Raw genomic sequence first — 13,100 nt, forward strand, 5'->3', positions numbered from 1 at the left:
TTTTTCCATCACAGGTAACATAGTCCTTATTATGTCATTCTACCAGTTCAAGGAAATAGAATCAGAACCAGTCTTCCTTGATTTCATTCCCCGTGTTTTCACTGGTTGCAGGAGCTGCTTCCCCTGCGTACAGAACGATGGTTTCCGTTTGAGCGACAGCTTCATCAACCCATTCAGGCAAATGGCTCATCGTTGCTTCAATTTTGTCCACAATTCGAAGATTCGGATTCGTTGTAGGTGATTTGGGTACAAACAGGGTGCAGCAATCCTCGTAAGGCAGAATCGATATATCATATGTTCCAATCTGTTTGGACAATGTAATAATTTCCTGCTTGTCCATCATGACGAGGGGACGCAAAAGCGGAAGTTCTGTTGCACGTCCGATAACATTCATACTCGGCAGCGTCTGGCTTGCAACTTGACCAAGGCTATCCCCTGTAATTAATGCCAGCGCCCGCTCACGTTCTGCCAGCTTGGTCGCAATTCGCAGCATGGAACGGCGCATCAGGGTGATGATCAGATTATCCTGACCCAGCTGGGTGAATGCCGTTTGGATCTCCGTAAAAGGAACCAGGTGCAGTTTGATGGTACCGGTATGATCAGCCAAGGCACGAGCCAGATCGATCACCTTTTCCTTGGCACGCTGGCTGGTGAACGGATAACTGTAAAAGTGTACACATTCCACTTCCAGTCCACGCCTCATGGAGGCCCATGCAGCTACAGGACTATCAATTCCTCCCGACAGCAGCACCATCGCTTTGCCGTTGGTACCGAGAGGGAACCCGCCGACAGCCGGAATCACTTCATTGAAGATATAGGTCCCCTGATCTCGAATCTCCACTCGCAGTTCAATGTCCGGATTACGTACATCCACACGAAGCTGTTGAAACTTTCTTAATATCGGGGAACCCACCATGTGGTTCATTTCGTGTGAAGAATGAGGATACTCTTTCCACACCCGGCGGGTATTCACTTTGAACGTCGTACCTTCCTTGAACTCGTTTTCTCTCTCATCCATGAAAGCTACAGCCGTTTCCACGATATCCTCAAGCAAAGAAGGAGTTACTTTAACCGGACTGATGGACATTACCCCAAAAATCCGTTTCAGGACTGCGATCAGCTCTGTATGGGAGTGCCCTCCCAGATCCACGTATAACCGCCCAAATTCCTTGCGCAAGCTTGCGCCTGGATATGGCTTGAGCAGGGCCCTCACTTGAGTAATAATGGTTTTTTCGAATCGTGCACGATTTTTGCCTTTTAACATAAACTCTCCAAAACGGAGAAGCAGCATATCATATTTCATTTGACTTTACATCCGCCTTTCCAACGGGCGCAGCTGCGCCACCATCTGATGCAGCGCTTGTTCCAGCAAGGCCACATCTTCTTCTGTATGTTCGTTACCTAGACTAATCCTCAATCCTCCTGATGCGTTCGCCGCATCTCTTCCCATCGCAAGAAGAACTCTGCTAGGCTCCGCAGAGCGGGAAGAGCAGGCTGATTGTGTAGAAACGATGATCCCAAGCTGCTCCAGTGTGTGGAGCGCCACTTCAGCCTTCATCCCCGGATAAGAAAAGTGAATAATGTGGGGAGCCCCATCCTTCCGGCTGTTCATTTTAAGTCCAGGAATGGTTTCAATGGTTTGCATAATCCGATCTCTCAGCACAGTGGCACGTTCAGCAAACGCGAGCTGCCGTTCTGCCGCAAGACGCATCGCTTTTGCCATACCTACAAGCAAGGGAACATTCTCTGTTCCTGCTCTCATGCCCTGCTCCTGCGAACCACCAGACAGCAGTGGGGTAAGTTCCACTCCACTTCGTACATAGAGGAGTCCCGCTCCTTTTGGACCACGGATTTTGTGAGCAGATAAACTGTACAGATCAGCTCCCCACGAAGCAGGCTTTGCTTCCAGTTTGCCAAACCCCTGTACCCCATCCACGTGAAAAAGCACGCGCGGTGCGGCACTTTTCAAACGGTTGCCTATCTCTGCAACGGGATGGATGATGCCTGTTTCATTGTTTACATGCATCAGGCTGACAAGAACCGTGTCCGGTCTTAATGCATCCATCACCTGCTGAGTGCTAACACGGCCGTCCGAATCCACGGGCAGCCAGGTTACTTCCCAGCCCCACTGCTGCAGCTGCAAAAAACTCTCATATACTGAAGCATGTTCGGTAGCCGCCGTAATGAGATGTTTTCCTCGGGTCTGATACCTAAGTGCCGCTCCTTTTATGGCGAGGTTGTTGCTCTCCGTTGCCCCGGAAGTAAACACGATCTCTTCAGGCTTAACACCAAGTGCTGCTGCACAGCCGGAGCGCGCACGCCTCAGCAGTTGATCCGCTCGTTCTCCGTACCCATGAATGGATGACGGATTTCCATAATGCGCCTCCATAATTTCGGCCATCGTTCGAACTACGTCTGAATCAGGAGGAGTTGTTGCTGCATAATCAAAATATTTCAAATGAGGTCAGACCCCCTTCAGATGTTCTCTAAACCTACAGTGAGCATTGTAACACGATCCCGCCCCAACACAAAAAGACCAATCAGGAACAGGCTGGCTTCCCAGGCATGCTCCCGAATTGATCTCCTCCTGAACTCGCTGTATACAATGATCTTTGACTTTATACCGAATATTTTGACTGGGCTTTTTCCACTTTGGATATATACGCCTGTGTCTCTGCAGGCAAAAGGTTAAAAACACTCATCAGTTCACTGTCGTTTGACACGCCCAAACGAGAAACGCGCCCTGGTCCAGCATTATAAGCGGCGAGCGCCATCTTCACCTCGCCACCAAAACGCTGAAGCTGTAGGGAGAGATATTTGGTTCCGGCATCAATGCTCTGAGCAGGATCAAAGGCATTCGTTACACCGAGACCAGCTGCAGTCCCATCCATTAATTGCATTAATCCTTTGGCACCTGCGGATGATACCACGTTCGGATTGAATCCGGACTCCGTGTCAATGACAGCCTTGATCAGAGATTCAGGTACACCGTACTTGGCACTTGCCGCTGCAATCAATGATTCAAAATCGGTTGGCACAGATCCCTTGGCACCCGCTTTTACAGTATTGGTATGCGTCGACAAAGATACATTCTCACTGCTGGTGGAAGAACTCGTACTTGAATCCGTATTATACAAACTGCCCAGTTGTAACCACAACAAGCCGTCACTGGATCTTTTGGATATGCCAATTGACGTTGAAGAAGATGAATCGCTGCTGTTCGAAGCGTTTGTACTTGCACTCAACAGCCCGTCCATCATATCGGCGAAGTCTGACGATGAACCGGCAGCTTCACCTGACACATTCGTTTGATTGGCAGCATTGGACAATTGAAGTTCCAGTAACTGCCGTGACCCGTTTGGATCAATCTGCATCTGTTTTCCCACTCCCGTATAAATAAACGTATATTATGCCTATATTCTACATCGTTTTACAAAAATCTGCCATGGTTTTCAGAAAATAAACCCATTTAATCTTTGGTTTGCGCAAATACGAAAAACCTTCACCCATAACCCGGATTTACGGGAAGGGAGAAGGTTAAGATATGCCCTATTCAGTTCAAAATTGCTGGCTAAATCACGTATTTTATCAACTTGAATTTAACGGGCAAATGGAATCATGAAGAAATAACTGATTGTAGCGAGTGCTCCCAGTCCAATGGACCAAGCGCCGGCCGTTTTACGCCCGTTTACATAAGCGTAATAACCAAGCACGGCTGCAGCCGGACCAAGTACAATAGACCACATAAATAAGGACGCAATCCCGCAAGCTAACCCAATATAGCCGGAGACTTTACCAGTTGACTCCATAACGCGATCAGCTTCATGTTTTTCCGGGACTGCTGCGGCCGGTTCAGCGCGTTCTGTACGTACAGAAGCCGGGGGAGCCACCTCTGCACCATATTCCTCACGATGTTCACGTCGTGGGTAATCCACACGTTCACGCTTTTTCACATTGGCAGGGGTGGCAGTTTTGGAACGATGAAATGGATAATCCTCTTTATTATCATTCTTCACTTGAAAGCACCTCCATAATAATTAGGGATGACTGCTCATTTGGGTTTGAATGTGTGACAGCATGTTGCCGAAGAGGTACGCGCATGATCCTGATGATCCGAATCAAACGTTTCTCCAGCAAATTCTTCATGCAAGCGACGAGTAGCATGTTGGTCAATGTCAATCATGATGGCATCGGCGTGGCAGAAATTGTTTTCTCCCCAGAAATGACAGTTGGACACACTGCATTTGACAATTGGCTTGTCTTGGCTCATTTATTTATCACCTCGACATCTATTGTCTCCCCAGTGTAAAACGGCTATTCTCTGCTGAGATGTCAGATGATGACATGAATTCAGCCACTCTTTTCTTGTCCGAAAACGCCAAAAAAACCGCCATTGCTGGCGGTTTCATTCATTTTATATCGTCGGCAAACGCTGAACTATGCGTGATTGCGTTGATTCTGCATCCGGCGCTGGGTCAAATAGTCACTTTCATAAAAGGCCAGATCATCACGCAGTTCTTCATACGTTTTGGAAACTTCAAGAATAACATCGCGTACTGCACGAACCGGCTTGTCACGGAAGCGAATGGCATCCTGACCTGTGTACGCATATCTTCCATCTTCGGAATAGCATTCATTTTTGGGATAGAAAAAGCTGTTTACGCATTGATGATACGTATTATAGAGAGCCTTTTCGGCAAAATCGACATCAAAATTGGCACGACGCAGCACAACGCCAAGTTTTTCGTAAGAAACTTCAGAAAAAACAAGCAAATGACGGAGATCCGAAAGAAATCCTTTGTAGAAGGTTGTCGATTCCTCAGTCTGGTTCTGGTCCAGTTCAGGCAAGGCATTTTCATTCAAAAATTGTTCGATCCGATCGATAGCAGGTTTTAACTTTTCCCTAGTTGACTCACAAGTTTTCTGTACATTGGCTGCTGACATAAAGGTAGCTCCCCCTTAAATAAGTCCTTACATATAGGTCGGCCACGGTGGTTGTCCCCCTGACCTTGGATTCTCAGCTACTATCCTACCATAAAAAGATGACGAGCGGTATCCCTTAATCAACCTTTACATAACCGCCACGATCCTTACCCATTAAGCGAAGTCTGCTCCGTTTTCACCTGCATAAAAATAACCGCTTTTCCTAACGATAGAACTATGCCAAGGACAACGATGAATACAGTAAACTCATGACTGCTGTCCAAAATACAAGAGGAGGTTATATTCCCCATGTCCAGACCTAAATGGATAAACTGGGCCATCGCCGCCGGTGCAGGAGCGCTTGCACTGACCCTGCTGCTTCCGACATCCAACCGTCCTGCACCTGAGCCGAGTGCCATGCCCGATGCTCCTCATGAGGAACATGCAAACAAACAGCGTTTAAAAGTCCAGGATGTGAAAGCAACAGATTTGTTGACACGTATGGATGCCAAGCAGCATCTCAGCTTAATGCTTGAAAAGAGCGCCAGTATGAATGAAGCCGAGTTCGGTCGATACGTTCAGGATTTACAGCGTACACACGATCATATTCGTTCCATTGATGTGCTGGATAGCAAAGGCACCGTCAATAAACATTTTGCTAAAGAATCTGGTAAAGGAAGCAAAGTGGAGCAGCAAAAACTGGAACACTCCCTTAACCTTGCGAAAAAAGCGGTAATGAAACGCCAAAGCTTCGAATCTTCCTCATTTCCTCTAGGCAAAGAAAAATATTTCGTCATGGGCCTGCCCTCCAAGGATGGGAACAAAGCGGTTGTTGCACTCTTTAGCCAAAGTGTCTTGAATGCGGTGGAACAACATCAGCGCAAAAATCTGCGCATGATTCCTTACCCGCGTGAAGGCAAATTCAAAATCGAATCCGTACACCCAGATACCCTAAACGAAGTCACGGTAAAAACAGGCCATGATAATGCCAATGCCAGCCATTTTTATGAAAATGAAATCGTTATTCGTTTCCGACAGGAGCCGGGTGAACGGGATATGCGGATCATCAAATCCGATTTGCGCACCCAATCCGCGCGTAAGCTGGGATACACTTATGTTTTTCGTTCAGAACACATGAACTACGAGCAGCTGCATTCCTATTTTGAACGCAAATGGAATCCGCTGTATATGGAACCCCACTACATGTATTTAACCAATGGAGCGGCACCTGAACAAACCGATACGGACGTAACGATTCCCAACGATATTTTGTTCACGGATTATCAGTGGAATCTCCCCGCCATTGAAACCAACAGGGGCTGGAATATTACAAAAGGGAAAGAAGACGTTATTGTTGCTGTAGTGGATACCGGAGTGGACCTAAATCATCCGGACCTGAAGGGCAAGCTGCTGGAGGGTTATAACGTCGTTGATCCGAAGAGCAAGCCGCTTGACGATGTGGGCCATGGTACACATGTAGCCGGAATCATTGGCGCTATTGTCAATAACAGCGAAGGCGTGGCGGGGATGAGTTGGTATAACAAGGTTCTTCCCGTGAAGGTACTGGACAATTCGGGTTCAGGAACCACGTATGCCGTGGCTGAAGGCATTATTTGGGCTGCGGACCACGGTGCCAAGGTTATCAACATGAGTCTGGGCAATTATGCAGATGCCCAATTTCTCCATGATGCCATCAAGTATGCCTTCGATCGCGATATTGTCCTGATTGCTGCAACCGGGAATGATAACACTGAACGGCCTGGATATCCTGCCGCTTATCCCGAGGTATTCGCAGTTTCGGCTACAGACCCGGATATGAATAAGGCTTCGTATTCCAACTACGGCGATTATGTGGATGTAATGGCGCCTGGCACCAGCATCGCTAGCACCTATCCCAATAATCAATATGCCGCCCTATCCGGAACGTCAATGGCCAGCCCACATGTCGCTGCACTTGCTGGGTTAATTCGTTCGTTGAATCCGGATCTGACCAATACGGAAGTCATGGACCTGATGCGTCAGAGTGTCATTGACCTTGGTGACCCCGGTCACGACAAGTATTATGGTTATGGTCAGGTCGATGTCTACAAGGCCCTTCAGTCTGCTTCAAGCAACAGTGCACCCTTACAGTTCTGGCCTCAGCATGTAAGGCAGCAGATGGATAACACGATGAAAAAATATACGAAGTAGCCTTTTGTGGCGTGATACCCCAATTGCTTCGTGTACAAAAATAAAAGCAGCTGCGCCCCGGGGCGTATGCTGCTTTTTGAGCTGTTCTCTATTTCCCCGGGGCACCCGCTGCGACTAGCGTTTGCGGGACGATGTGCGGGCTTTGCCGGATTTTTTCACGGATTTTTTCTTGCTGGTATGGCTGGATACATAGCAAGGATCTTCTTCTTTGACAACGACAGGGTACAAATGGTGATGAACTGGCACACAGTGCGTTTTTTTGATGACTTCAATCGGGTGGATGACAGGTACGATCTGCGGAACGTAGTAATCCTCAACAACCTGGATCGGGTCACATACAATCGGGCAAAGCGGTGGACAGTAATGGTTCATTTAAAACCAACTCCCTTTCAAGTGATACTATAACGTATTGCACCAGGACGAAAGTGGATTGGATGTATGTCCTTGTTCCAAAAAATTAAATGAGCGGGAGCCTGTCCGCTGCTGTTCCCCCCTGCCTAGGCATGACCCTCTGAATGACACCGCACAACACGCGGAGCCCTTCACACAACCCCTTCAGATCCGTTACCGTAAAGCAGATTCGCAGACTCGCCGTATCCGTCTCACCTACATAACAAGCAGATCCCGGCAAAAAAGAAACGCCTGCAGCCAGAGACTGACGGTGCAGCTCCCGCATATCCAGACCATCTGGAAGCTGAAGCCACAGGTTTAACCCACCTTCAGGCAAGACCCAATACATACCAGGTACACGGTATTCCTCCAGAACATCGGATGCTGCCTGTAGTCTGGCGTACAGCTCTTCGCGTAATCCAACGATATAGGAGCTATACTGATGCTGAATGAAGGATTGAAGTGCCTTTTGTGTAAGCAAAGGACTGCCCAGATCTGCCGTGGATTTGGCTGCGACCAAACGGGTCAGCACACTCCCTTCAGCGATGGCACAGGCTACGCGGCAACCTGGAGACAGCACCTTGCTGAAGCTTTTGATGTAAACGACATGGCCTGTAGTATCCATCGATTTAATGGACGCAGGAGGTGAGTCGCGGAAATACAGATCGGCGAATGGATCATCCTCCAAAATGAGACAGTGATAACTCTGGGCCAGATTCAGTAGTTGTGCTCGTCTTCTGGCACTCATCGTTACACCTGTCGGATTGTGGTATGTAGGTATAGTATAAATCAACTTTGGCGGGTACGTGTCGCAGAGGCGTGTCAACAGATCTATACGCATGCCTTCATCATCCATTGGCACGGTAATGATTTTGGCTCCCCTGCTCGTAAATACATCAATTGCGCCCGTGTATGTAGGAGCTTCCATGTAGACTACATCTCCAGGCCCAACGAAGGTGCGGGCAACTAAGTCGATTCCCTGCTGTGTCCCACTTGTAATTAACATTCGCTCTGGGGAGACTTGCAGACCCCTTTCGGCAAAATGGCCTGCAAAGGTCTGGCGAAGTTCCCGATCCCCCTGAAAAGAGCCATACGCTGCCATGCGTTCAGGGTGGTCGGAGGACAGCCGATAGGCACTATTAATAATTTCAGTCGTTGGCAGCAGCTCAGGCTGGATGGCTGACATATGCAGTTCATATTGAACCTGAGGAGAAGCATCAAAATGCCGCCAAAGCTGCGCACGCGGCAAATAATCCACAAGTGCCATCTGCCAGTTCCACGGGGTATTATTTTCGTGATTTCGCTCGGTTTGCTGTTTTTTATCTATATCCCCCGTTTGATCCATCTCTTGTGCCCCGCGTACATAGCATCCTTTTCCCTGTGAACAGGTTATCAGCTGAATGGCTTCCAGTTCAGCATACGCCTTAGACACGGTAACGAGACTTACTCCCAGGTCCGCGGTCATTTTACGTACAGACGGCAGACGTGTTCCAGGCTCAATCAAACCTGAACGGATCCGATCTGCGAGTGTAAGCGCGATCTGAATATACAACTTGGTACTGCTTCCCCGTTTCAATTCAATGTGCATCTGCCCGCTCCCCCAACTGTTATCATCCACATTTTACTGTTATATCGCATTCCGGCTATTATAGTTTATAATATCAGTATAACAGTGAATAACAGGAGATGAGAACACGATGAGTATCCCTTGGTCCAAAATGGCTTTAAACACCCCGTCCTCTGTCGTTCGCGACATGCTTCAGGCTGCACAGGCGCCTGGAATGATATCCCTTGCCGGAGGTTTGCCAGCACAGTCATCATTCCCGGTTGAAGCTATACGTGACGCGTATCAACAGGTGTTTATGAGCGGTGCAGCTGCCCTTCAATACGCAGAAACGGAAGGCTACAGACCGCTGCGCGCCAAAATTGCCGAGCGTCTGGAATCCAAGGGCATTCCCGCTTCCCCCGATCATATGCTCCTGACTACAGGATCACAGCAATCCATAGATCTGGTCTGCCGTATTCTGCTTGATCCAGGTGACAGCGTACTGGTTGAATCACCGACCTACCTGGCTGCTCTTCAAGTTATCCATTCCTATCAGGCCGAATCCCATGGGGTAGCCTGCGATGAAGAAGGCATGCTCCCTGAATCCCTTGAAGAACAGTTAAAACAGCATCAGCCGAAACTGGTGTACATTAATCCAACGTTCTCCAATCCTTCAGGCAAAGTATGGAGCCGCACCAGAAGACAGCAGGCCGTTGACCTATGTCGCAAATACGGAGTACTCATTCTGGAAGACGATCCATATGGCGAAATCCGTTTCAATCCGGAACAACTGGATGCACCTTCGCTTGTCGAACTGGATGCAGCGTCTTACGATGGACCATCCAACGTCATCTATACGAGCACATTCTCCAAAACCGTAGCTCCAGGACTTCGTACGGGTTGGATCCTTGCTTCTGCAGATATTGTTAAGATTGCTGCACGAGCGAAACAGGGAGCCGATCTGCATTCCAGCAGCATCGACCAGAGAGCTCTTCATGCCTTGCTCGAAACGTTTGATCTTGATGGGCATATACGCAGCATTTCCAAAGACTACGCCAAACGGATGAATACCATGACTTCACTTATGGCAGAGAAGGCTTGGGAAGGAATCACATGGAACTCTCCGCAAGGCGGCATGTTCCTGTGGCTCGAACTTCCTGAAGCGATGGCAGCCAGTAATTTGTTTACTTACGGTATTCAGGAAAAAGTGTGCATTGTACCTGGTGATTCCTTCTACGCCGGAACTCCTGAACTGAACCGGATGCGTATCAACTTCACACATACAGACCCTGAGCTGCTTCCTGAAGCCGTTGAACGTATGGACCGAGCTATTCAGCGCTGGCATGCTGCTGCACAATCCGATACGGCGGTTACACTGTAATAAACTGTCATTAACTGTATTATAACTAGTATCCAATCAGAACTTAATGCGTAAAAAAATAAGGCGGCAGATCCGAGAAAATCGGGTTCTGTCGCCTTATTGATGTTTGTTTGAATTTTTTAGAAGAGAAGTACAATTAAATGTGAGTACATCGATCAATACATGTTGTTGCAGTTTGGAAAGCTTACCGTAAGCCGGGTTCTGTGCTCTTCGTGGTTCAAACGGGAACTACCCTCCCACCACAAGCGACAATCATCTATCTAGGCCATACATTGCTGCACAGCTCAAGCGACCAACCTAGACACACCTCGGGCTAAGGCTGCCTCCTCCGAAGAGTCGGCTGTGTCCCATTAGGTCTTGCTCCAGATGGGGTTTACCAGGAACGAAGTCACCAGCGTTCCTCGGGGTCTCTTACACCTCGGTTCCATCCTTGCCTGTACCGGAAAATCCGGCCATCGGCGGTCCATTTCTGTGGCACTATCCTTCAACTCGCGCTGACTGGACGTTATCCAGCATCCTGCCCTGTGGAGCCCGGACTTTCCTCTCGTGGCAACAAGGCCACCAGCGATTGTCTGTCAAGCTTTCCGAACAACATTACATAGTATACAGGCATTTGAGTTTACAAACAAGCTTAATATTACTGGAAACAAGCGTTCCCGATTTAACTACATAAATTGGAATACTTCCGTATTGACCTCCGAAGCCGTCACTTGGGTCTTATAACGCTTGTCTGTCAATCGCGTACGCAGCCAGTCTGCTGTTTTGGACTTCATGATCTTCTCGGCATTATGCCCAGCATCTATGATGCACATGCCAGCCATCAGCGCATCATGAGCAGTGTGATAATCAATATCTCCCGTTACGATGACATCGGCCCCTTTGAAACGGGCGGTCAGGGTATAGCGGCTTCCCGAACCGCCAAGGACCGCTGCTTTTTTGATCGGCCGATTCAGATCCCCTACTACTCGAACGTATGGCACGTTTAATTGGGCCTTTACGACCTCTACCAGCTCACTCAGTGTCTTTGGTTCCTTGAGGGGTCCCAGACGCCCCAGACCGAGTATACGGCCTTTTAAATCCATTGCATACAGGTCATAGGCCACTTCTTCATAGGGATGAGCCTTCAGCATGGCCTGTACAACTTTACTCCGTAGGCTCTGCGGTACAATGGTCTCAATACGCATCTCTTCCACTCGCTCCAGCTGGCCCTGTTCACCGATAAAAGGCTGTGTTCCCTCTCCTGGTACAAAGGTTCCTGTTCCTTCGGTATTGAAGCTGCATTTGCTGTATTGGCCGATACTTCCAGCTCCAGCCTCCAGAATGGCGTGAAGCACCTGTTCATGATGCGTGCGCGGAACAAATACAGCCAGCTTGTACAGATGGTCTGTATGTACATCTTCCAGTGACTCTTTGCTCTCAATGCCAATCGCTTCAGCCATCCAATCATTCATGCCGCCTTCGGCCACGTCCAGATTCGTGTGACTGATATATACGGCAATATCATGCTTGATCAGCTTCTCATACAATTTGCCCATCGGTGTATCCGTATTGAATGATTTTACCGGCCGGAAAATAATCGCATGGTGTGCAATAATGAGATTGGCACCGATTCGAATAGCTTCCTCTACAACTTCATCAGTCACATCAAGAGCAATAAGAACGTGGTTTATTTCTTTTTGCAGACTGCCCAGCTGCAGTCCAATCCGGTCATCGGGTACAGCCAGATGTTTGGGAGCCAGCTGCTCCATCAATTGAATTACAGTTTGACCTTTGGCAAACATTCGAGTACCTCCTTCAGGTTTGCAATCAGACGATCTACCTCGGCAGCCTTTTCACGGGAGGAGTCCTGGTCCGATTTTGAGATGGACTGCACAACACCCTTCAGCTTAACGATCTCACTTTCCCATTTTGCAAAGAATACGTCTGTGGGTCTGTCCACCAGATATGGACCCATACGCAGCAATAGATCTTGCGTCAGAACGACTCCACCTTCAAGCGGACGGGCGAGGTACACTTCCTCATTAGCAATTGGACTGGATGCCTGGGGCATGGCTGTAATAATCTCATAGATCTTACCATCTTCCTCAAGCAATCGTTCTGCCACAACCACCCACTGATGATCCAGCAGCCAGCGTCTGAGGATATCCTCACCCACATTAGGTTGAAGGATAAGCATCTTCACTTCTTCCAGTTTGGAAAGGCCGCGGTCCAGTATGGAAGCAATTAATGCTCCACCCATTCCCGCAATCGTAATGACATCTACCTCGCCTGCAGAGACAACTTCAAGCCCGTCTCCACGTCGAACGGTAATTTGCTCCTGCAGCCCTGCATCACTTACCTGTTTGCGCGCAGCCTCGTAGGGTCCCGGGTTAACTTCTCCGGCCACAGCACTTGCAGCCTTCCCACTGCGAACGGCAGCTACCGGCAGTAATGCATGATCTGAGCCTATATCGGCTAGACGGCTGCCCTCGGGAATTTGATCATGTATTTGTTGTAATCGATTCGAAAGTTTCATGAAGCACCTGCACATTCATTTAATTTATTGATTTGCATTGGACAACGAAAAGCGATAAAATGAAATCCAATCAAACATTTCAAGGATTAATTACCAAAACCAAGCAATTAAGACATTCGATTTAAAAATAAAGGAGACCTCGCCGCCGCCTAAGC

At 48.4% G+C, this 13,100-nt stretch carries 12 protein-coding genes and 1 other RNA gene; 2 read left to right on the forward strand and 11 right to left on the reverse strand.

Annotated features, from left to right (window positions below; genetic code table 11):
- Nucleotides 1-61 precede the first annotated feature (61 nt).
- From thiI to MHB82_RS21735, 6 genes are all read right to left on the reverse strand, one after another.
- On the reverse strand, nt 62-1,303 hold the full coding sequence (gene thiI, locus MHB82_RS21710) for a tRNA uracil 4-sulfurtransferase ThiI (RefSeq protein WP_341175793.1): 1,242 nt from the start codon (nt 1,301-1,303) through the stop codon (nt 62-64).
- Nucleotides 1,304-1,309: 6 nt separating this feature from the next.
- Complete coding sequence (locus MHB82_RS21715) at nt 1,310-2,458, reverse strand: cysteine desulfurase family protein (RefSeq protein WP_341175794.1); 1,149 nt, start codon at nt 2,456-2,458, stop codon at nt 1,310-1,312.
- A 160-nt stretch (nt 2,459-2,618) separates the two neighbouring features.
- Nucleotides 2,619-3,374, reverse strand: coding sequence for a lytic transglycosylase domain-containing protein (locus MHB82_RS21720; RefSeq protein ID WP_341175795.1), 756 nt, complete (start codon nt 3,372-3,374; stop codon nt 2,619-2,621).
- A 225-nt stretch (nt 3,375-3,599) separates the two neighbouring features.
- A complete protein-coding gene (locus tag MHB82_RS21725) occupies nt 3,600-3,953 on the reverse strand; it encodes a hypothetical protein (RefSeq protein ID WP_095359823.1) in 354 nt (117 codons plus the stop codon).
- 98 nt (nt 3,954-4,051) lie between these two features.
- The gene (locus MHB82_RS21730; protein ID WP_095289916.1) at nt 4,052-4,270 is read right to left on the reverse strand and encodes a DUF1540 domain-containing protein; all 219 of its coding nucleotides are present in this window, start codon (nt 4,268-4,270) and stop codon (nt 4,052-4,054) included.
- Between the two features lie 167 nt (nt 4,271-4,437).
- A complete protein-coding gene (locus MHB82_RS21735; protein WP_095289915.1) occupies nt 4,438-4,944 on the reverse strand; it encodes a YpuI family protein in 507 nt (168 codons plus the stop codon).
- Nucleotides 4,945-5,232: 288 nt separating this feature from the next.
- Here MHB82_RS21735 and MHB82_RS21740 point away from each other — a divergent pair, with 288 nt between their 5' ends.
- On the forward strand, nt 5,233-7,113 hold the full coding sequence (locus MHB82_RS21740) for a S8 family peptidase (protein ID WP_341175796.1): 1,881 nt from the start codon (nt 5,233-5,235) through the stop codon (nt 7,111-7,113).
- A gap of 114 nt (nt 7,114-7,227) precedes the next feature.
- On the opposite strand, the gene MHB82_RS21745 is transcribed toward MHB82_RS21740, so the two are convergent.
- A complete protein-coding gene (locus MHB82_RS21745) occupies nt 7,228-7,485 on the reverse strand; it encodes a hypothetical protein (protein WP_341175797.1) in 258 nt (85 codons plus the stop codon).
- An 85-nt stretch (nt 7,486-7,570) separates the two neighbouring features.
- Nucleotides 7,571-9,091, reverse strand: a complete 1,521-nt coding sequence (gene pdxR / locus MHB82_RS21750; RefSeq protein WP_341175798.1) for a MocR-like pyridoxine biosynthesis transcription factor PdxR — start codon at nt 9,089-9,091, stop codon at nt 7,571-7,573.
- Between the two features lie 109 nt (nt 9,092-9,200).
- Between pdxR and MHB82_RS21755 the strand changes: the two genes are divergently transcribed.
- Nucleotides 9,201-10,430 (forward strand): aminotransferase-like domain-containing protein, encoded by a 1,230-nt coding sequence (locus MHB82_RS21755; RefSeq protein ID WP_095359485.1) that lies wholly within the window; start codon nt 9,201-9,203, stop codon nt 10,428-10,430.
- A gap of 175 nt (nt 10,431-10,605) precedes the next feature.
- On the opposite strand, the gene rnpB is transcribed toward MHB82_RS21755, so the two are convergent.
- The 3 genes from rnpB to MHB82_RS21770 form a co-directional block, all read right to left on the reverse strand.
- An RNA gene (gene rnpB / locus MHB82_RS21760) (RNase P RNA component class A) lies at nt 10,606-11,014 on the reverse strand.
- Nucleotides 11,015-11,095: 81 nt separating this feature from the next.
- Nucleotides 11,096-12,211, reverse strand: a complete 1,116-nt coding sequence (locus tag MHB82_RS21765) for a Nif3-like dinuclear metal center hexameric protein (RefSeq protein ID WP_341175799.1) — start codon at nt 12,209-12,211, stop codon at nt 11,096-11,098.
- Entirely contained in the window at nt 12,187-12,945 is a 759-nt protein-coding gene (locus tag MHB82_RS21770) for a tRNA (adenine(22)-N(1))-methyltransferase (RefSeq protein WP_110821264.1), read from the reverse strand. The genes MHB82_RS21765 and MHB82_RS21770 overlap by 25 nt, the downstream gene beginning before the upstream one ends.
- Between the last annotated feature and the right edge of the window lie 155 nt (nt 12,946-13,100).

It is taken from the genome of Paenibacillus sp. FSL K6-2862, from assembly GCF_038005125.1.
Lineage (GTDB): Bacteria > Bacillota > Bacilli > Paenibacillales > Paenibacillaceae > Paenibacillus > Paenibacillus illinoisensis_A.

Coding starts and splice junctions, on each gene's coding strand:
- thiI (WP_341175793.1), bottom strand. CDS start 1,303: ATGAAATATGATATGCTGCTTCTCCGTTTTGGAGAGTTTATGTTAAAA.
- MHB82_RS21720 (WP_341175795.1), bottom strand. CDS start 3,374: ATGCAGATTGATCCAAACGGGTCACGGCAGTTACTGGAACTTCAATTG.
- MHB82_RS21730 (WP_095289916.1), bottom strand. CDS start 4,270: ATGAGCCAAGACAAGCCAATTGTCAAATGCAGTGTGTCCAACTGTCAT.
- MHB82_RS21735 (WP_095289915.1), bottom strand. CDS start 4,944: ATGTCAGCAGCCAATGTACAGAAAACTTGTGAGTCAACTAGGGAAAAG.
- MHB82_RS21740 (WP_341175796.1), top strand. CDS start 5,233: ATGTCCAGACCTAAATGGATAAACTGGGCCATCGCCGCCGGTGCAGGA.
- MHB82_RS21745 (WP_341175797.1), bottom strand. CDS start 7,485: ATGAACCATTACTGTCCACCGCTTTGCCCGATTGTATGTGACCCGATC.
- pdxR (WP_341175798.1), bottom strand. CDS start 9,091: ATGCACATTGAATTGAAACGGGGAAGCAGTACCAAGTTGTATATTCAG.
- MHB82_RS21755 (WP_095359485.1), top strand. CDS start 9,201: ATGAGTATCCCTTGGTCCAAAATGGCTTTAAACACCCCGTCCTCTGTC.
- MHB82_RS21765 (WP_341175799.1), bottom strand. CDS start 12,211: ATGTTTGCCAAAGGTCAAACTGTAATTCAATTGATGGAGCAGCTGGCT.
- MHB82_RS21770 (WP_110821264.1), bottom strand. CDS start 12,945: ATGAAACTTTCGAATCGATTACAACAAATACATGATCAAATTCCCGAG.